Consider the following 19,724-nt stretch of genomic DNA (forward strand, 5'->3'; position numbering starts at 1 on the left):
ATAGAGACAATCTATTTTCGCGTGACGAAAAAGAAGGAGGATGAACGCTGTGTCTAAACCCTCGTATGTAAAATTTGAAGTTCCACAAGAATTAGCAGATAAAGTATTAGAAGCAGTAAAGAAAGCAAAAGATTCAGGAAAGATAAAGAAAGGTACAAATGAAACTACAAAAGCTGTTGAAAGGAGCCAAGCCAAATTAGTGGTAATAGCTGAAGATGTTCAACCTGAAGAAATTGTAGCTCATTTACCATTATTGTGTGAAGAAAAGAAAATACCATATGTTTATGTACCTTCAAAGAAATCTCTAGGAGAAGCCTGTGGATTACAAGTTGCAGCAGCTTCTGTAGCGTTAATGGATCCTGGTGAAGCTAAAGACCTGGTGGATGAGATAGTTAAAAGAGTTAATGAAATAAAAGGTAAAAGTAGTTGAAAATTTTTGTTATAACTAATATTTTTAATCCTTAGTCGTCGTCTCATATAACACATAACTAATATTTTGAAAGGGTTTGAAGATAGGTCATAAAACAATAGTATATTATCCAATCAATTATTTTTTAGTCTCTATAAAGTAGACCTTCTCTATTCTTAGGAATTTGGAAAAATCGTATATTAGTGTTCATCACTTAGTTTAATCAAGACTATATATTTCCTCTTCAAGGAGCATTCTACGTACATTAATTTTCAATAATATATATTAATTTTTTAGAAATTTTGGTCTACAATGTGTCATTAAAAATAGTCCTAAGCTAAATATAAAAACTCACTTAAATAAATAGTTGAATATAATCTCATGTCCTGCGACTTATATATATAGATGCTATAAGGTCTGTAGTAACAAGGTCTTAGGGTTTGCAATATACTTGTAGATCATGTTAATTCTGTTGTTTGTATACAATACTGATCTTAATTGAAATCAGTTTTATTTAATATTGTAATCCGTATTATATATGTTATAACAGCCTTATCGTATCTTTCTTTTTTCGAATTTACTATAAGATTTATATAGGATAAAACTAAATAATTTTATCGTGTTCACCATGAGAAAAATACGTGCTAAAATACCATATAGGTTGGACAGATTACCATGGTCAAGGTGGCACATTCTAGTGGTTATCGCATTAGGTATAACATGGGTTTTAGATGGCTTAGAGGTAACAATAGTTGGGGTTATAAGTAGTGTTTTAACTAGACCTCAGACATTAAATTTGACTGAATTTCAAGCAAGCTTTCTAGGAACTGCTTATATACTTGGTGCAGTTATCGGAGCCATTGTTTTCTCCTATCTGACCGATAAATATGGAAGAAAAAAACTATTTATGGTAATGTTAGGGATATATGTAGCAGGAACAGTACTTTCTGCACTTTCTTGGAACTTTCTAAGTATAGCTCTTTTTAGAACTATCACAGGTCTAGGAATAGGCGGAGAATATTCAGCAATCAATTCAGCAATCGATGAATTAATTCCTGCGAGAGTAAGAGGTTGGGTAGATCTTGCAATTAATGGAAGCTGGTGGATAGGTACGATGGTCGGCTCTGCCCTATCTCTATATCTACTTAATCCGCATGAGTTTCCCATAGATCTAGGATGGAGATTATCGTTCGCAGTAGGTGCTATTTTAGGAGTATCAATTATGCTAATTAGGAGGTATGTTCCAGAGAGTCCTAGATGGTTACTAGTTCATGGAAAAGTTGAAGAAGCAGAGGAAGTGGTAAAGCAAATAGAAATGAAAGTTCAGAATAGTAAGGAACTGAGTGAGCCTAAAAAATCGATATCTATAACACCAATAGGTAATGTAGGTTTCCGCTTAGTTTTCAAAACTGTATTTGGTAGGTATAAGAAAAGGGCTATATTGGGTTTATGGCTAATGGCAGGGCAGGCATTCCTTTACAATGCAATATTTTTCACTTACTCATTGATACTTTCAAAATTCTATAATGTTCCCTCAGACGAAATAGGATTATATATTTTTCCATTTGCGATAGGAAACTTTACCGGTCCACTAATCTTAGGAAGACTTTTTGACTCTTTGGGAAGGAGGAAAATGATTTCTTTAACATATATAATATCAGGATCTCTTCTAGCTTTCACTGGCTATTTGTTTTATCTTGGTATCCTTAATGCCTTCACACAGACTTTTGCATGGGTTATAATATTCTTTTTTGCATCAGCCGGAGCAAGCTCAGCATATTTAACAGTAAGTGAAGTTTTTCCGTTAGAAATAAGGGCAATGGCCATTGCAGTCTTCTATGCTATCGGAACAGGTTTAAGTTCTTATGCCCCTTCATTCTTCGGATATTTGTTAGGGTCTAAGCAACCATCAGACTTATTTATAGGATACCTTATAGGTGCTCTATTGATGATCTTTCCAGGAATCTTAACAATATTTCTTGGAGTAGATGCAGAGAGAAAAAGTTTAGAAGAAGTAGCCAAACCATTGAGCGAGATTATTGAAAGTGACGAGAAGGCGGATAGTAAATAAATGGGCCTAATTAATTTTTTAAATGTTTTTCATTACACACTACAAGATTTCATCTCATATGTTTTTATCATGAATACTATTAAAAGATAAGATTCATCTCAAATATAATCGCCCTAAGCCAAGTTTAACTCAAAGAACATGCGTTAAATCAAAACCTATATAAATCTTGTAGTAAAGGATATGTTAGTTCATGGACCCGTAGCTTAGCCAGGACAGAGTGCTGGCCTGCGGAGCCAGTGGTCCCGGGTTCAAATCCCGGCGGGTCCGTTGTGGGGGTACATCCCCCACACCCCCACTGCTAATGTAAAACTCTACGATCTTGTCTAAAGGTCCCACGTAACGTTCCTTTACGTCACCGCCTACATTCTCTAGCTTATACACATAATACCGCCCTTTAATCTGACGTATAATATAATCACCATATTTATAACGCGTCTTCTCTTTGGGCATTTTCACGCTCCGTATTATGGTTACCAATTTGCGTTTATAAGTATTGGTAACGCGTAAAAAGTTACGAGATTTCGCGTAGAGTTGAAAGTAGGTGGTAAAATTTCCTCAAAAGTGCAAAAAATACAATTAACTCCCCAGTTAACGAGTGAAATAAAATGTATCACTCCGCGATACAGATGTCCTCTTCTTCGCTAATAAAGTCATTAAAGTCACGCCTAACTAAGTAAAACGACTCTAAACGCTCTAACGAATCTTCACCAAAACGCGATACAAACTCGCTCTTCCTCAAACACTTTACCCTATCTAACTCTTTAATCGTTTGAATATCTTTACGCGTCAGTACGTAACTACTCAAACCCGCAAAGCGGTCAAGTTTCTCGCCTCTAAACCTCAGTCGTCTTATTGGTATCCCTAAGAACTCGCGTCTGAGTATAGCCTTAATGCGTCTATCAATATACGATTCACCCTCTCGCACTCCTTCTCTTCCGCCTGACACGGCATTTTTGGTATCGTCTCTGGAGTCAGGCTCTCGAAAAAACTCCTTATCCGCGATAACTTCGCCATCAGGCGTCTTAACTTCTACTACGTCACCCACTATCTTGACCTCAGTTTTGAGCCTCTCTAACACGTCGCGCCCCTTATCAGTTATCCACCAATAGCGCTTCTTGCCGTCAAACTCTTTGCCAACTAACATGTTTTCGTTTAGCTTTTCTAGGATTGACGCGGTAGTGTTTTTGTCTAAATCTAGTTTTATAGCGATATCAAACGTCGTCATAGGTGACCCGGGCGCGGTACTAGTTAACACCTCTAACGCTTTGATTTCCCTCTCGCTAATACCATAAGTCGCTAGGATAATCTCTTTGCTGAAGTACTTGAACGTGATATTTACGTCTTCCTCAGTCACGACATCTCTACCGTGAATTATAGCTAACGACTTCAATAGCGCTAATACTAGGTCAGATGTCCTCAATACGTTGTTACCGCCTATTCTCTCTAACGTATCAACTACGCGTTTCCACAAATCTTTAGGTACCCTAGCGTCAGCCGGCAACTCACTATACCATAACCAAGTTGCAACTCTAATAGCGAATAGCTCTTCATCTGACGCTTTATTTTCATCAGCCTTCGACTCCATTATTTCCTTTCTGTCCACTGACGGCTCTAAGTAAAGCTGAAACATCCTACTCGCTAACTGTGACGATATCGATTCGTCTACATTTGTCGAGATAAAGGCGGGCTGACCCTTAATCGATACGATATCAGCTCTAAGCTCACCCGTATTTTCATCTCGCGTAGTGACGAGTGTAGATAGAAACGCCTCAGATAGCGCCTCTCTCAAGTAAGATATCTCACTGATGTTGTCTATCTGTTCTACATATATCAGTGCGCCGTCATAGTCATTAATATCTTTAAAATAGCCTAACGCCTTCTCTGTAATTCTACCAAATAGTAAGAACTTAGATTTGTTATATTCTTTGTGGTCAAAGAATAATCCAAGTACGCTTTTGACTGATGAAGATTTACCCGCGCCATATTTTCCTACTACGATAAAGTTAAAGCGATATATCATGTCTCTTACGCCCCTCTTTATACGTGTAGATGCTATCGACAGAAGTGTCGCCAACTTTACTTTTTCGTTACCCTTTATCCCCTTAACTTCCTCAGTTAGCCTCAATATGGTTTGGATAGGGTCGCGCTTTAACACCTCATATATTCCTCTAGCCTTATCGTCGGTGTTGACGAACTCTTTAAGCGGTGTTACGCGTGTCAGAGACTTTGTCAACTCGTCCATGGCGTTTATTATCTCGCTCTTTGAGGGGTGACGGTAAGTGAGTTTAGATATTTCGTCTAACGCGCCCTCACAGTCCTTTATGCACTCAAGCGTTTTGTCTTTATACTTTAATAGGTATTTTAGATTAGGATATTCTATTATACTATCGTTTTCTACGCGTTTTTCGTAGTTTATGACTTCAGCGCATACCTCTACTTGTCTACCATCCTTAGACGTGACTTTTTTGCAAAACTGTTGAGAATTTTTCAGTGACCGCTTTCCGGGGTATATGTTGGGTTGCGCGGTTTGCGCGGTTTTTTGCACTCCAGATGAAATTATCCGCGCATTCCGCGCGGGGTTAGGAGTTTCACTCAAAGCGGTGTCTGAATTTTTCTCAGTATTCTTGATCAAAACCCACTTACCATTACGCTTAACGAGTTTCACTCCTTTTCGCCCCCTAACACGTCTTTAGGGATCTGAATGAACTCGTCGTCATCATAGCCCCACAAAACGGGTTTGCCTCTCTTTAACGCGTCTACAAGTTCTTCCATCTCTTTCCTTACGTTTAAGTATACCTTATACTCGCGTAGTTCTTCAGCGTTATACGTCTTCTTCTCTTTCGCGTCATAGAATTTGCCGTAAAGCGGTCTGATCTCTACCGCGTACGAGTACTTACTTTCCTTTAACTCGCCCGTTACGATAAATATCGCACCTTTAGTCGCGTAAACGTACTTTACTCGCTTTTTCTCTGAGTTACCTTTTTTATCCCGTTTAGATAGACCTATCTTGACCACTTAGGTCACCTCTCGCGTAACCGAGTTTCCCTAGTTCTTGGTCTATTTCCTTCAAGATGTCCTCATACATTCGCCTCACGTTTAACAACAACTCTACCTTCTTCTTGTCGTCTAGTATGCTATACATGCGCTTTAGAGTCTCGTCTGAAGGTCTGATCTGATGACGTCTAAGTTTGCTCACCGCCATCGCGGTCACCCCTAAAGCCTGAGCCATCTCTTTCATGGACAGTTTCACGTTCGAAAAGACAAAATCCGTGACTACTTCCCTCTCTTTAGGCGTTAAATGTTCTATCCATTCCACATTAAACCTTCCTATTTAATTATTTTAAACCTTTTCGTTTAATAATTAGTATTACTTGAGTACACTCCCCAGTTAACAAATCGTGATTATCACGTCGTTTAATAATACGGTATTACACAGTAATACCGATAACACGGCTTAACACGGCTTTTATCTTACCATCAGTAGAGTCGTAAGCCCTTTCCAAGACACTGAAGAGATCTTCAGCCTCTTCTAAGCTCTTAGGGGCTAACAGTCTGAAAGCCTCAGCAAAGTACTCCACGTGTTCCTCTATGTCTTTCTTACAGTACTCCGTAACGTCATAATCATCACACCACTTTAGGAACTCGTCATACCACTTCTTTATTGCTTCAAAAGAGTAGGGGTTTAGAGAAAAAACACGGTCTTTAACTTTGATTTGGTTTAGAGTTAGGTTAAACTCTACCATTTATGTACACCTAATTGTACATCATATGTACAAGTATTTAAACTTAAGCTTAAATAACTAATAGTACGTAAACTTGTATATGAAACCGTTAATCCATAAAGGTTCCAAACCTGGACAAGAATCTTATTATCTCAACATCCCACGTGAGATAGTTAGGGCTTTAGGAATAACGTCAGAAGACGAGTTTGTACTGAGCGTAGAGAATCGTGACGGGGATATTGTACTCTGTTATAGGCGCGTGAAAAAGAGTCAATAAATCGAAAAGCTGCAGCTATGTTTTTCTTTTCACCGGCGCCTGAGGGGTCAGTTGGCGAAAAAGAGTGCGTATGTTGTGTGTTGGCGAGTAGGCGGTCAGGCTAGTGAGAGTTTGAGAGAAAAGCGTAGTAGGGCGTTATGGCGTTAATATGGGGGTCTGGCAAACTAGTGTGGAAAAGGTTACTGAAGAGTTATAAGTGGCGAAAGAGAGAACAGGATTATGGAAAGGGAGTTTGAAGTATATCTAAATAATTATGATATAGTGAAAAAGTTATGTTGGAAAGTGATTAGGGAAAGTGAGAAGGGATATTTGACATATAACGAATTATTAAGAAGAGTAGTAGAACTAGATGACACGGGTTTGGTGAGAGCGAAAAGCTTAGCGTGGCTGAAGAAGAAAGTGGGGCAGTTACTAAGAGATGGGCATTTGGTGAGGTTTATGGTTAGAGGTAATTGGAAGTACGTATATTATACCACGCCTAAGAGATGGCGAGAGGGGATAAGCAGTATAGAGGGCGTAATAAGAGTGGACTATGGCGAAAATAAGAGAGGGAAGATGAAGTGGGCAATTAAGGAAAGCCTGAAGGTTCAGGCTAAGAAGTAGAGTTTTTTGCGAATTGAGGCAAAAAATTGAGTAGGGGGCGGGGGGCTTTGTTATATATATTGATGCGAAAAAGTAACCTTCAAGTGACCGAATGTATCTGATCAGTAACTAACACGTGACTCATTTACGATATCTTTCTCTCTTTTTTGCTGAAATAAAGTTAAATATCCCCCTAGTTACGTTTGTAAATTTTCGTTAAGGTTTATTAGAACTGATTAACGTATGTTAAAATAGTGAAGGTATTATGAAGAGGTTCTTAAATAAGACTGTCGCCACACGTGTGACGGAAGAGGAGTACAATAAGCTCTTAGAGATTGTTAAGGCTAAAGGATCACAGTATCAGCTATCAGATGTTGTTAGAGAGGCGATACAGTTCTATCTAGAGAACTATAACAAGAAAGGAGTGTTAGATAAGATCCCATTCCTAAAGAAATAGCCTAAATTTTCTAACTAGTTGGAAGTTTTTACGTCTTTTTGAATTAACTCCCCAGTTAACTGAGAAAAATCTGTCTTAACCCACTCGGCGTACTTCTTATAGTGTTCTCTCGCTATGCCGAATAGCGAGACGTAGTGTTGAGTCAACACACGCGTAGGTTTTCTACCCTGAATGAAATCGATAATATCAAAAGGAATTTGAAGAGTCGCCATTTGCGTAGATACGAACTTCCTGATGTACTTGATCTTAAGCGCGTTCTTTACGCGCTTTTCAAAGTCATGTACCGCCCCACGCGTAACATCTATGCGTTTAAGGGGCGTTATGTGGAATATGTAGAACACGCCCTTATAACCGCGTGTCCATGCCATGGGGTAGTAACATATGTCGTTAACACATACATCACGCTCAGGTTCCTTAAGCGCTTTGAGGATCTCTGAAAGTCTCGCACCGCTCTCTAACGCTATCCTATAGATGAAGTACACGTTATCGCTATAGTCTTTAGCTAAGTCTAACGTCTTCTTAACCTCTTCTAGAGTTGGTACATATAGGTCGTGGTTTGTGCGCTTAACCTTTATGACGTTAAGTACCTTATCGCGGAATTCCTCACTTATAATACCACGCTCTGCGAGAAACTTTGCGAAAAGCCTATACGCCTTCTGTGAGTTCCTAGTCTCACGGAAGGGTTTCATTAGTGCTGAAATGTAATCCTTAGCGGTCTCTTCTGTTACCTTCCTAACGCTGACTAACCAATCGTAGAAAGCCTTAACGTTACCGTCTGTCGCGTATTGGCGTAAATTGGTAACTAATACGGTCTTACGCCGTTCTAGAACATCTTCCAGTGCCTGCGGAGCCAGTGGTCCCGGGTTCAAATCCCGGCGGGTCCGATAATCTTTATCAAATTAAAAGTATCTCTTGATCTATAGACTTTGATGTGAGTAACGGTCGAGGAAAAAAGTTGGTAACGGATATATACCACGGATTGGTATCTAATAGTATGGAACTCGCAAAAGAACAGAAGAGAGCTACTTAAAACTGCTGTAGAGCTACTCGGCTACCCAAAGCTGACGCAAATAACGGGGCGAAGCAAGAAACGGATGTATCTGTACGTCAGGGGCTACGACGAGGGGGAAAAGAGATAGAGCTACCGGACGAGGTCGTAGACGAGGTCATGAAGACACTTCCTGTAGACGAGGTCGTCAAAATAGCCCACGGAATAGACTATTCAGATATCACTGCAGCGGACATACTGAGGGTATTGGTGAAGGCGTCGAAAGACCCGGGCTTCAGGAGCATATTCCTGTTCTTCCTCCACAAGTACTTCGAGGAGTTCGTGAAGGAGACCGCGAGTAAGTGTGTCGTAACGCAGGAAGATCTATAGCTGTTCTAGAAGTTGCTCAAGGAGACGAGGACGAAAAAGACGTGGAGTGATTATATGAGACGCCTTAGGCATGCCCTAGCTGATCTTAATAAAACTCTCACGCCCAAGGGTCTCAAGGAGTACGTAATCGACCTCTCGGCGGAGAACCTCAGCCGGGCGAGGCGCACAGCTAAGGCGCTAAAGCTATTCATAAAGGAAGTAGTGAAGCTCAGGGACTCGAGCTTAGCTAGGGAGTTATACGACACGTTCAAGATACCGAAGCAGAAGCCTAAGTACAGACCGGTGAGCCTGACCTTCGACGTCCTTAAGAAGATATTCAGCGTCATAGAGGACCTTAGGGCGAAGGCGTTCTTCTTGTTGCTCGCAGAGACAGGTCTGAGGATGGGCGAGGCGCTCTCTCACGGTAGACCAAGTAGACCTCGAGCACCGCGTCATTAAGCTCATGAGGGAGAGCAAGACCAAGAGGGCTTACATCACCTTCCTACATGAGCCCACTGCGAAGTAGCTCAAAGAGGTGTACTTACCGTAACGTCAGAACTTTGTGTCGAAGTACCTCGAGAGCATGAAGAAGCTCGCAGATGCTAACCCCGACTAAGGCATTGATGTCACAACTTAAATAACGAAGTTCTTCCCCTTCAGGGACAACTCGTTCAGGTTTGAGATAAGTGAAGCCATGAGGAAGGTGCTAGGCAAGGAGTTCCGCCTCTACGATCTACCCTGCATTCTCGCAGAAGCGATAAGTTAGCATCCAGGGCTTTTCACGATAGGCTTAAATACCTACGTTACGTAAAATTTCTATATGTCAAGAATTCTAGTATTAGCTGTGGTGGCGTTAGCTTTGCTAAATCCACTCTTTTTGGTTGTCCACTCCCTACCAACCGGGGTCTCAGCTCACGACGGCCCTATCTACACTAACGCAGTGCTCGGATACGCAAACATAACAAGCCTCCAAGCGTACAACTCTAGTTTTAACGTACCATATGGGGCCTCCCTACAGCTCAACGTTGTACTAGAGGCAACGAGCACTAACGGAAACACCTACTACTTCTGGCTCCAGAACGTGGCACAGTTCGTGACAAACGAGAGCCTAATGTGCTTTACTGACAACGTGTGGAACTATACTACCGCGACAGCGGAGATATCGAATGTCACGGGTAACGGTGGGATAGGCTTTACGTATAACATTCTCTTCGGTCATCCCACCTTTTATGGGTATTCTACTGAACCGATGCCGTACAGATTTCCTCTAGCCTTATACCTCCTAATCAATGAGAGCCTTAGCTCTAATGGCGTTATCGTCAACTTTATCTATGTTGTCCTGCAGAACGGTAGCCTAGTGCCTCCACACCCTGTCACTTATGACAGCGTCTTCATACCTGTCCCAGATCCGCAGTCTGCTTACATAATAGTCAACGACTCACTCACTCCGAGCGCTGTTGTTTTAAATTTCACTCTTTTCTATCAAGAGGCTCTAGGTAACTTAATGGACACAGAGCTAGTCTGGGGTGGTTACGAAAATGGTGAGTTCACCACTTTCACCCAGATGTCCTCTTACTTAGGCCTCTTCTACCTCTCCGGTAACAGCTTCGTTCCCTTCAGTACAGTTTACACTTACGGTAATGATACGGCGGAGTCTACCGGTGACCTTTACGTGTCTATTGCTAGCAACGGAGACGCCTACGTAACTGTGGGGACGCCGGACTACGGTCTACTGACCGATAGCTTCCACCCTTACATCCCAGGCTTCACCTTTGTCAATGTCACAAGCAAAGTGCCTTTCTTAGTGAACGGTACCTACACTAATAGTTTTGTGGGTTATGTAGTCCACCCTGTCACTATAACCTTCTACAGGAACTATACAGTTAACTCCTCTTCTTATGCCGTTCTGGACTATCCCAGCCAGAGTCTCACGATAACGCCCTCAAACACATTTAAGAACGTGATAATAACGCCACAGTATACCTACTACTACAAGGTAATCGTCAACTCGTCCAGACCTCTCCTTCTTAACATAAGTGGCAAAGAAACGTTGACTAACGGGACGCTTTGGTTGCCACAGGGGACATCAGTGAGCTTAGTGAACAACACCTATTACGTGTCCAGTGGGGAGAGGTTTGTTGTGAACAACACTTATCCTAACCTACCGCTAACGGTGGAGAACCCAACGACCATAACGGTCACCCTCGAGAAGCAGTTCAAGCTAACAATAAACTCACCCATACCTCTCTTATTGAGTATAAACGGAAAATCGAGGCTCTTTAACGGGACTACGTGGGTGTTGCAAGGCTCTGCTGTTGAGCTGGTGAACAACACCTATTACGTGTCCAGTGGGGAGAGGTATGTAGTCAGCTCTATTAGTCCCTCAACGCCCATTGAGGTCAGCGGGCCGATGAATATCAGCGTAGAACTAGTAAAGGAGTATAAGGTGGAGATCGTATCGTCACAGCCTGTAATGGCTACTATTAAAGGGGAAACAGAGCCCGTAAACGGCACTGCTTGGTTGCCACAAGGCTCAGTAATCCACCTAACCGCTAATTTGCCTGTCTACCTTAAGGGGTATTTCGTGGGAACCTATAACGCCTCTCCTGGAGAGCAGGTAACAATTAACGGCCCGATATACGAGAAACTCGTAGTCCAGCTCAACTACACGTTCCTTGAGGAGTTGGTTATACCCATTGTAACGGCTGTCGTGATTGTTGTAGCGATAACGAGGAGGAGATAGACAGTGAGTTAATGAATAGAAGTTAGTACGCTAAACCCTTTTTCCTCGTTCTAGAGTCTGCATAATACGAGAATACAAAGGCAATAAACTGGAGATTTCAGAGGTGCCCTTGGTCTCAAACGTTTATAACTTCTTGTTTAACCCATCACTAAATTTTACCATAAGAGATTATGCGTAAAGTTAAAAGTTGGTGGTAAAAAATCTCAGATACGTAAAAAATCAAGAATACATAATTTCCTGCAGTTCCTTACTATCAACAACTTAAATATAATTTACCTGGTTACACATACCCATTATTTACAAGTCTTTCTACAACACCGATCCAAATCTCTGGTTTAAAGTACATTAAGACCATAAAGCATGCTAAATTTATCACTGCTAGTACTATGCTCCCTAAAATGGATATAAGTCCTATTACAATTTCAATTACAGCTAATATTATCATTGACCATAATGATATGCTTGCTCTTACGCCTATCCTAGCAGGAGACGACTCCACGTTAGTCTCTCTTGCCTGTGGCAATCTAGAATAAGATGCTGATATCCAACCTAGTGGACATACTAAGAGCGGAATAGATAATATGACAATGCTAATTGAAATCTGAGAAGATATCAACAGAGCTATAGACGGCGGTAACAATGTTATCCATGATAATAATAGTCTAACATACATCCTATTTCTTATGTAAGTGACATAGTCGACATTTACGAAGTTTATCCAAAGCCTTTCTGACTGTATGGTCGTACTTGAGTATATCGAATACATAATTATAACATATAAGGGAATGACGTTTATGACAGAAGAAGAATTCCGAAATACGACCAAAACTGCTGCAACTATGAATGAAAGAGGTAATAGGATCAATAAGACATTTCTCCTAACATAAGCATAGGTTGAAGTTCCTCCCCAATTATATCTCATTACAAATCCTCCGTACACTGAGGTATAGAACAAAAGGCCCAGTATATTTTTGGGTAATTCTCTAATACTCTCGATCCTCTCTTTTTTGCCTAAACGTGTAATACTATAATTTACCGATAAGCCGTAAGCGTTACTATAAATCCTCATAGACGATTTAGGTATAGTCGCTAAGACTGAACCAAGAAGAATACATAAACCTATAGTGTAGTATATTGAGGAATTAGTTATAGCTTGAACTGGGCTTATTAATGGATATACGAAAGAGGTTGTTATCGTATAACCTACAATTAGGAGTCCTATGATGTAGCGTAGACTGTTCTCATAGGTAAGTAATAAGGTGGATAAGTAAGATAGAAATAAACATAGTAAGGCGGTATTTAAAATGTCTATTATGCTTCTTGTAAAGAAAATTGAAGGATATAATAAAAGAAATATTAGAAAGAGGGAATCTGCGAACCCCTTCAGAAAAAGTATATAGTCTGCCCTTTCCTGGCTTGTTAATATAAAATTTATTTCACTTATGGTCATCCTTAATCCAAATATTACATAAAATAGCAGGAGAAAAGATAGGTAGTAGACATAAAAATAATTAGATAAAGTGAAGGAATTTGATGAATATGTATTTATATGAAGTTCTGTGTTTACAAATATAGCATAAAGTACTAGTATCATGACTAAAAATATAAATCCCTTGGTGTATCTCTGCTTTAAATAATAATATAGAAGTTTTAGACTTCTCATAAACTGTCGCCGATTAATCTAGCTACTACTTGTTCAATTCTTTCGTTCTCACCAGCTAACTTTTTGAGTTCAGTCATTCCTCCCTGCCAAATTACTTTCCCCTTTGTTATAAGTATAATTTTGTTCGTTAGTCTTTCCGCTATACTCATGATATGAGTTGAGACCAGCATTGTAGAATTCATCGAGTTTAGAAGATTTATCACTCTTTCTTGTGTAGGTATATCAAGGTAGTTTAAAGGTTCGTCAAGTAATAGTATAGCTGGTTCGTGTATTATAGCCATTGCTAGGGCAACTTTTTGCCTATTTCCTCTAGATAAGGAAGAAACCGTTTTTCTCTCGTACTCCCACAGCTCTAATACATCAAGTAAATGATTTATTCTCTCTTTCAGGTTATTTATATTTCTAAGTATTCCAACGTACTCTAGGTTTTCCCTCACTGTAAGATTTAAAAATGGGACAGCGTCTTCAGGAAGAAAACCGATATTGCTCTTAGCTTCTCTTGGATTTTTTGATATATCAAAACCTTTTATTTTAACTATGCCCTCATTAGGTCTGAGAAGACCTGCTAATATTCTTAGAGTTGTAGTTTTTCCTGCACCATTTGGACCTAGAAGGGCAACTTTTTCTCCGCATTTAATATAAAATGCCAGACCATCTAGAGCCTTAAAGGAACCATAAAATTTAATCAGTCCATCAACTTCTATACAGTCTAACACAACTACATATTCATATAGCCAATATTTAAGTTTGTGGAAGGAAAATAAGAGAAATCAGTAATTATAAGTAATCTACTCATTTATATCAAGTCAAAGGTATTAAATAAAAATTTTATCATTATTCTGAATAAATTTCCTAAAAATACGCCTGCTTTGTCTCCAAGCAGAGCCCTTCAAGTTTATATCGTAATTCTACTTAATTTATATATTGTATATGTCCAAACAAGCAACACTCTTTGATTTTTCCATAAAGAAGAATGAGAGTAAAGAGCAGACTAATCAAGAGAGTGTAGAGGTACCTAAACAAACCGCTAATAGGACGAAAATAGAGTGGATAAAGGAAGCTGAAGACGGAAAAGTGTATTTCTTGTTACAAGTTGATTATGATGGTAAAAAGTCACGTGCAGTTTGTAAGCTTTATGATAAAGAGGGTAAGAAAATTTACATTATGCAAGATGAATCAGGTCACAAACCCTACTTTCTCACTGATATTGACCCAGATAAGGTTAACAAAATAACTAAGGTTGTAAGGGATCCTTCATTTGATCATCTCGAGCTCATAAACAAAGTTGATCCTTATACGGGAAAGAAGATTAGACTTACTAAAATTGTTGTTAAAGACCCATTAGCTGTACGAAGAATGAGGAGCTCTTTGCCCAAGGCATATGAAGCTCACATAAAATACTATAACAATTACGTATACGATAATGGCTTAATTCCAGGGCTAATATATAAGGTTAATAAGGGAAAGCTTACACAGCTTAATCCTGAACTTAAAGGAGAGGAAATTAATGAAATTAAGAAAGCTTTCGCTGACGCTGATGAGATGACAAAAGAGACGGTAAATGATTGGATACCTATCCTAGAGACTGAGGTACCTGATATAAAGAGAGTATCATTAGATATAGAGGTTTACACTCCAAATAGGGGAAGAATACCCGATCCTGAAAGGGCTGAATTTCCTATAATTAGTGTTGCATTAGCTGGTAATGATGGTAGCAAGATCGTTTTAGCGTTAAAAAGAGAGGACGTAAATTCTGATTTTAGTAAGAAAGACGGCGTCCAAGTAGAGATTTTCGATTCTGAAAAGAAACTTCTAGCTAGATTATTCGAGATAATCCGAGAATATCCAATGCTACTAACCTTTAACGGCGATGATTTTGACATACCATACATATATTTTAGAGCCTTGAGACTTAATTTCAGCCCTGAGGAGGTTCCACTGGATGTTGTAAGTGGTGAGGGTAAGTTTTTAGCAGGTATTCATATAGACCTCTACAAATTTTTCTTTAACAGGGCAGTGAGAATATATGCTTTTGAAGGCAAGTATAGTGAATACAGCCTAGACGCAGTTGCTACAGCCTTGCTGGGCATTTCTAAGGTTAAGCTTGATACGTTCATTAGCTTTCTGGACATAGATAAGTTAATCGAGTATAACCTCAGGGATGCTGAGATCACACTTAAACTTACTACTTTCAATAACAATTTAGTACTAAAATTAATGGTATTACTAGCTAGAATATCGAAACTAGGATTAGAAGAATTAACTAGAACAGAAGTTTCAACATGGATTAAGAATCTATATTATTGGGAACATAGAAAGAGAAACTGGCTCATCCCACTTAAAGAAGAGATCCTTGTAAGATCAAACCAAGTTAAAACGGCTGCTGTTATAAAGGGTAAAAAGTATAAGGGAGCTGTTGTCATAGACCCTCCTGCAGGAGTATACTTTAATGTGGTAGTATTAGATTTTGCATCGCTGTATCCATCAATAATAAAGAATTGGAACATTAGCTATGAAACTATAGATATTGATGAGTGTACTAAAAAGGTATGGGTTGAAGACGAAACTGGGGAGAAGCTACATTATGTGTGTATGGATAAACCTGGAATAACAGCAGTGATCACGGGACTAATAAGGGATTTTAGAGTTAAAGTTTACAAGAAGAAGGCAAAGTACAGTAATATATCTGAGGAGCAAAGATCATTATACGATGTTGTCCAGAGAGCCATGAAGGTATTCATTAATGCCACTTATGGTGTATTTGGAGCAGAGAACTTCCCGCTATATGCCCCTGCAGTGGCAGAGAGTGTGACTGCGATCGGAAGATACATAATAACCACCACCTATAAACAGGCTGAAAAGCTCAATCTCAAAGTGATTTATGGAGATACAGATTCGCTATTCTTATACAATCCAACAAAAGACAAGTTGGAGGAGCTAATAAAATTCGTAAAACAGAATTTCAATTTAGATCTAGAGGTAGATAAATCATATAAGTACGTAGCATTTTCAGGATTGAAGAAAAATTACTTTGGTGTATATCCTGATGGTAAGACTGAAATTAAAGGAATGTTAGCTAAAAAAAGAAATACACCGGAATTTATAAAGAAGGAATTTGCAGAAATAAAGAATATGTTAGCTTCCTTAAATTCGCCAAATGATATTCCTGAGGTAAAGAATAAGCTTGAGATTAAAATAAAGGATATATATAATAAACTTAGAAATAAGGGATATAATCTTGATGACTTGGCATTCAGAATAATGTTATCAAAACCTTTAGATTCATACACTAAAAATACACCTCAGCATGTTAAGGCTGGTTTACAACTTAGAGCATTTGGTGTAAATGTGTTACCAAGAGACGTTATAATGTTTGTTAAGGTTAAAAGTAAGGATGGCGTAAAGCCTATTCAGCTTGCTAAAATTTCAGAAATAGACATAGAAAAATATGTAGAGACACTAAGAACTACATTCGAACAAATACTTAAAGCGTTCGGAATTAGTTGGGATGAAATAGTATCTACAATATCAATTGACTCCTTCTTCGGAAGTAAGAAATGAATAATAGAAGGGAGAGTTTTAAATTAAAATACAGTAATAATTATTTTTATTCTTCTTCATCGTCCATATCTTCTTCTGGTTCTGTTGGTTCTGGTCGTTCTAGCGATGTTACTTGTTTTGCATAATCTTCTAATTCCTTCTCTGCGTTTTCATCTATGTATGGAGATACTATATAGACTTTTTTATCTCTATAATCAGATTCGACCCATTGATTATCGAAACTTATTATATAAACTGGTATCTCAGCTATTGCTTCAGTTTTAGTTCTAGATTTTAGGAAGTCTTTTATTATTTCGTATAACTGTGGCTTAAGTGGAAGTGGTATTTTAACCTCTTGTGTATCCTTTATTATAGTGAAGTCCGAGCTTCTTTCATCCCATTCTCCTAAAGCATCGTTAGCTATTTTTACAAGTATGTTTCTAAGTCCTCCATCAACTACCTCTTTTTTAGAGATATTTCCTTCTTCACTTCTCAACACTAAGATCTTCACTTATGTTCACCAACTATGTATAAATATACTAGATGTGTCATATTACCGTCTTCTACTTTTATTACTTCTTTTGGAATCCATCCTCTTATCTCAAATTCATGAGATACTATTCTAGTTCCAGGCTTCAATTCTTTTTCTAGTTTTGGCTTTAGCATTTCATTAACATTTGTCAACAAGAACATTGTTAGTACAGTTGCCTCGGATAAATCGGCTTCAAAAAAGTTACCTTTCACAGCAAAAGCTCTCCCGACTACGTTACTCTTGTTTATATTTTCGAGTGTCTCCTTTAATCTTTCATCGTTAATTTCTATGCAGACTGACTTCTTTACTTCAAAATCTTTAGCTGCTGTGATTACTACTCTACCATCTCCGCATCCAAGATCATAAACTGTGTCTTCTTTTCCTGCTTTTGCGATCTCTAGCATTCTTTTTACTACTTTATCTGGTGTTGGAACGTAAGGGACATGTGGTACGTAACTCACGTTAGTCACTTATTGTATGTTATTGAGAGCTAATATTTTTAATTTTGTCAATCACTTCTTGTTTGCCTTTATCTATATCTGGCTGGAAAGTTGTAGGGTTGAAAGGCATCTGTGTAAGTACTGGCTGTACTTTACCGTCAGTAGTCTCAATGAATAATTGAGGCAAGAATGGCATTCCAAAGTCGTCCTTCTCGCCAAAGTCTGTAACGAACACGTAATCTTCTACTTTAACTTCTTTTTCTATTCCAAGTTCTTTACTCACATCTTCCAATATCTTTGTAAATGCCTTATGCATAGGATGGTTTTCCGACGTAACTAAAATCAATTTTTTAGCTTTCATGTTCCCAGTAAAAATCAATTGATTTGCTTATAATGGTGTTGGTTATGCTTACAAGAATACGAAAACAGTCCAAGAAAATTCTATTGCCTATTGCTAGAGCACTAATTAAGATTAAAATTAATGCTAATACTATAACTTTCGTTGGTCTGATTTTATCTTTAATCTACTTGATAGTTCTAGTTTTCTTTAAGAATCCTATCTTAGGGTTAGTCCTATTATTGCTGTCCGGATTCATGGATGCTATAGATGGAGAGGTAGCTAGATTATCAGGATCAGCTGGAAGCAAGGGAAGTTTTCTCGACAGTAGTTTAGACAGAATTGAAGATATGAATTATATTTTAGGTCTCTTAGGCTTAGGTTTTCCATCATTATTGGTTGGCTTATTGATAGGTATATCTATTACCATTTCTTACCTTAGAGCCAAGGCTGAATCGCTGGGGCTTAAAAAAATAGAAGGCAGAGGTTTAATTGAAAGGGGAGAGCGTATAATAATACTGTTTGTAATATTACTAGTTTCAATATTTTCAGTCCTTATTTCACTATACATAGCATATATTTTCCTTATACTCTCGATAGTTACAGTAATTCAGAGGTTCATTTACATTTACTTTAACCTTAGCTAAGTAGACGTCCGTAATATAATTCCAGAGGATTTTTAACTCCGCATTCAGCAACGCATAGATTGAGTTTTTTCATTATTTCGCACGAATAAACAATATATCTCTCCCTTCTGTTTCCCCTAAATTTTGCTACTAACTCTTTATCTAATTCATCAGTTACTTCATTGACGTTCACTGAGTACACAACTAGAATCCTTTTCTCTTCATCTGTCAACTCTTTTTTCTTTCTTAGTTCTACAATGCAAGGGGGTGTTTTCCTTCCTCTTAACTCATCTGCAATCTTTTTAAGGTTATCAGGAACTGAGGGTAATTTGATGGAGTTAATAAGTTCTATTATTTTAAGCCTAATCTTTTCTCTGAGCAATCTAGTTAAATCTGCCTTGTTAATGTAGACCTTTCCATTAGTCACTATGCGCTTGTTTAATTTAAAGTTCTCGTTAATTCTCTTTATCTCTCTAATATGAAATAAATAGTCTGTTAAGGGAATACTGAAAGGTAGTATTATATTTCTCTCTTTACCCTTGTCTTTTATTGAAAATTTCAACTCATCCTTACTTACATTAACTCCTAAAAGTTTTCCTATTTCTAGAAGATTTTCAGGATTCTCTTTAATTAAGTCACTTTCAATAAGTTTACTCTCTTTTTTGGCTATATTTTCTGTAATACTTCTATTATTCAATAAAGCAACTATCAATATGAGTGAGTAAAACACCAGTACGGAATTTCTAACGTTGGAAAAGCTCTCAACTTTTTCATCTTTTATAATCTTTTCGAGTCTCTCTTTTGCTACCTCAAGGTATTTGCTTTCCAAAATATCGTTTAAAGTTACTCCTCCACCGAATTTTTTCAGCTCCTCTCCAATATCTTTGAGAAAAGGATATTTGGAAAAGTCTATTGTAGGCACTTCATTAACTATTATAAAATACATCAGCAATTTTTATAAGCTTACT

21 protein-coding genes, 1 tRNA gene and 1 pseudogene are annotated in these 19,724 nt (G+C 38.4%); 11 read left to right on the plus strand and 12 right to left on the minus strand.

All coding sequences use genetic code 11. The features are described from left to right. The first annotated feature begins 49 nt into the window (after window positions 1–49). The 3 genes from rpl7ae (at window position 50) to SACI_RS07265 (ending at window position 2,747) form a co-directional block, all read left to right on the plus strand. Complete coding sequence (gene rpl7ae / locus SACI_RS07255; protein ID WP_011278341.1) at window positions 50–430, plus strand: 50S ribosomal protein L7Ae; 381 nt, start codon at window positions 50–52, stop codon at window positions 428–430. Window positions 431–1,037: 607 nt separating this feature from the next. Continuing rightward, window positions 1,038–2,480 carry an MFS transporter gene (locus SACI_RS07260; RefSeq protein WP_011278342.1) on the plus strand — a complete coding sequence of 481 codons (1,443 nt, stop codon included), beginning with the start codon at window positions 1,038–1,040 and terminating at the stop codon, window positions 2,478–2,480. 192 nt (window positions 2,481–2,672) lie between these two features. Next, window positions 2,673–2,747: transfer RNA gene (locus SACI_RS07265), tRNA-Arg, on the plus strand. Window positions 2,748–2,780: 33 nt separating this feature from the next. Here the strand turns inward: SACI_RS07265 and SACI_RS11680 are convergent. The 5 genes and pseudogenes from SACI_RS11680 to SACI_RS07285 all read right to left on the minus strand — a co-directional run. After that, window positions 2,781–2,930: pseudogene (locus SACI_RS11680) on the minus strand (putative integrase); the annotation flags it as partial. 160 nt (window positions 2,931–3,090) lie between these two features. Then, window positions 3,091–5,145 carry a MarR family winged helix-turn-helix transcriptional regulator gene (locus SACI_RS07270; protein WP_011278343.1) on the minus strand — a complete coding sequence of 685 codons (2,055 nt, stop codon included), beginning with the start codon at window positions 5,143–5,145 and terminating at the stop codon, window positions 3,091–3,093. Next, window positions 5,142–5,495, minus strand: coding sequence for a hypothetical protein (locus SACI_RS07275; protein ID WP_011278344.1), 354 nt, complete (start codon window positions 5,493–5,495; stop codon window positions 5,142–5,144). The genes SACI_RS07270 and SACI_RS07275 overlap by 4 nt, the downstream gene beginning before the upstream one ends. After that, window positions 5,473–5,796: a sigma factor-like helix-turn-helix DNA-binding protein gene (locus SACI_RS07280; protein WP_011278345.1), complete on the minus strand. Its 324-nt coding sequence runs from the start codon at window positions 5,794–5,796 to the stop codon at window positions 5,473–5,475. The genes SACI_RS07275 and SACI_RS07280 overlap by 23 nt, the downstream gene beginning before the upstream one ends. Before the next feature lie 112 nt (window positions 5,797–5,908). After that, on the minus strand, window positions 5,909–6,223 hold the full coding sequence (locus tag SACI_RS07285; RefSeq protein WP_011278346.1) for a hypothetical protein: 315 nt from the start codon (window positions 6,221–6,223) through the stop codon (window positions 5,909–5,911). Window positions 6,224–6,302: 79 nt separating this feature from the next. Here SACI_RS07285 and SACI_RS11860 point away from each other — a divergent pair, with 79 nt between their 5' ends. The 3 genes from SACI_RS11860 to SACI_RS07295 all read left to right on the plus strand — a co-directional run bounded on the left by SACI_RS11860 (window position 6,303) and on the right by SACI_RS07295 (window position 7,518). Beyond that, on the plus strand, window positions 6,303–6,479 hold the full coding sequence (locus tag SACI_RS11860) for a hypothetical protein (RefSeq protein WP_011278347.1): 177 nt from the start codon (window positions 6,303–6,305) through the stop codon (window positions 6,477–6,479). A 219-nt stretch (window positions 6,480–6,698) separates the two neighbouring features. Beyond that, window positions 6,699–7,082, plus strand: coding sequence for a hypothetical protein (locus SACI_RS07290; protein ID WP_011278348.1), 384 nt, complete (start codon window positions 6,699–6,701; stop codon window positions 7,080–7,082). A gap of 244 nt (window positions 7,083–7,326) precedes the next feature. Further along, the gene (locus SACI_RS07295) at window positions 7,327–7,518 is read left to right on the plus strand and encodes a hypothetical protein (RefSeq protein WP_011278349.1); all 192 of its coding nucleotides are present in this window, start codon (window positions 7,327–7,329) and stop codon (window positions 7,516–7,518) included. 14 nt (window positions 7,519–7,532) lie between these two features. Here the strand turns inward: SACI_RS07295 and SACI_RS07300 are convergent, their stop codons facing one another. Continuing rightward, on the minus strand, window positions 7,533–8,357 hold the full coding sequence (locus SACI_RS07300; RefSeq protein ID WP_088912509.1) for an integrase: 825 nt from the start codon (window positions 8,355–8,357) through the stop codon (window positions 7,533–7,535). A 329-nt stretch (window positions 8,358–8,686) separates the two neighbouring features. Here SACI_RS07300 and SACI_RS12255 point away from each other — a divergent pair, with 329 nt between their 5' ends. From SACI_RS12255 to SACI_RS07310, 3 genes are all read left to right on the plus strand, one after another. Then, window positions 8,687–8,896, plus strand: coding sequence for a hypothetical protein (locus tag SACI_RS12255; RefSeq protein ID WP_230937948.1), 210 nt, complete (start codon window positions 8,687–8,689; stop codon window positions 8,894–8,896). Window positions 8,897–8,908: 12 nt separating this feature from the next. Continuing rightward, entirely contained in the window at window positions 8,909–9,334 is a 426-nt protein-coding gene (locus SACI_RS12260) for a hypothetical protein (RefSeq protein WP_230937947.1), read from the plus strand. A 361-nt stretch (window positions 9,335–9,695) separates the two neighbouring features. Beyond that, window positions 9,696–11,618, plus strand: coding sequence for a thermopsin (locus tag SACI_RS07310; protein ID WP_011278350.1), 1,923 nt, complete (start codon window positions 9,696–9,698; stop codon window positions 11,616–11,618). Window positions 11,619–11,898: 280 nt separating this feature from the next. Here SACI_RS07310 and SACI_RS07315 read toward each other — a convergent pair whose 3' ends face one another. Further along, window positions 11,899–13,212: a hypothetical protein gene (locus tag SACI_RS07315; RefSeq protein WP_230937946.1), complete on the minus strand. Its 1,314-nt coding sequence runs from the start codon at window positions 13,210–13,212 to the stop codon at window positions 11,899–11,901. Window positions 13,213–13,277: 65 nt separating this feature from the next. Then, window positions 13,278–13,997, minus strand: a complete 720-nt coding sequence (locus SACI_RS07320; RefSeq protein WP_011278352.1) for an ABC transporter ATP-binding protein — start codon at window positions 13,995–13,997, stop codon at window positions 13,278–13,280. A 214-nt stretch (window positions 13,998–14,211) separates the two neighbouring features. Here SACI_RS07320 and SACI_RS07325 point away from each other — a divergent pair, with 214 nt between their 5' ends. Then, the gene (locus tag SACI_RS07325) at window positions 14,212–16,842 is read left to right on the plus strand and encodes a DNA-directed DNA polymerase I (RefSeq protein WP_011278353.1); all 2,631 of its coding nucleotides are present in this window, start codon (window positions 14,212–14,214) and stop codon (window positions 16,840–16,842) included. Between the two features lie 46 nt (window positions 16,843–16,888). On the opposite strand, the gene SACI_RS07330 is transcribed toward SACI_RS07325, so the two are convergent. From SACI_RS07330 to SACI_RS07340, 3 genes are read right to left on the minus strand one after another with little or no spacing between them, the layout of a single operon-like run. Then, on the minus strand, window positions 16,889–17,332 hold the full coding sequence (locus tag SACI_RS07330; RefSeq protein ID WP_011278354.1) for a DUF2286 domain-containing protein: 444 nt from the start codon (window positions 17,330–17,332) through the stop codon (window positions 16,889–16,891). Next, window positions 17,329–17,814 (minus strand): protein-lysine N-methyltransferase, encoded by a 486-nt coding sequence (locus tag SACI_RS07335; protein ID WP_015385628.1) that lies wholly within the window; start codon window positions 17,812–17,814, stop codon window positions 17,329–17,331. The genes SACI_RS07330 and SACI_RS07335 overlap by 4 nt, the downstream gene beginning before the upstream one ends. Window positions 17,815–17,833: 19 nt before the next feature. Further along, a complete protein-coding gene (locus tag SACI_RS07340) occupies window positions 17,834–18,154 on the minus strand; it encodes a hypothetical protein (RefSeq protein WP_011278356.1) in 321 nt (106 codons plus the stop codon). Window positions 18,155–18,198: 44 nt separating this feature from the next. Between SACI_RS07340 and pgsA the strand changes: the two genes are divergently transcribed. Further along, window positions 18,199–18,777 carry an archaetidylinositol phosphate synthase gene (gene pgsA, locus SACI_RS07345; RefSeq protein WP_011278357.1) on the plus strand — a complete coding sequence of 193 codons (579 nt, stop codon included), beginning with the start codon at window positions 18,199–18,201 and terminating at the stop codon, window positions 18,775–18,777. Here pgsA and priL read toward each other — a convergent pair. Then, the gene (priL, locus tag SACI_RS07350) at window positions 18,770–19,678 is read right to left on the minus strand and encodes a DNA primase regulatory subunit PriL (RefSeq protein WP_011278358.1); all 909 of its coding nucleotides are present in this window, start codon (window positions 19,676–19,678) and stop codon (window positions 18,770–18,772) included. The genes pgsA and priL overlap by 8 nt on opposite strands. Window positions 19,679–19,724 lie beyond the last annotated feature (46 nt).

The sequence above is a fragment of the Sulfolobus acidocaldarius DSM 639 genome, from assembly GCF_000012285.1.
Lineage (GTDB): Archaea > Thermoproteota > Thermoprotei_A > Sulfolobales > Sulfolobaceae > Sulfolobus > Sulfolobus acidocaldarius.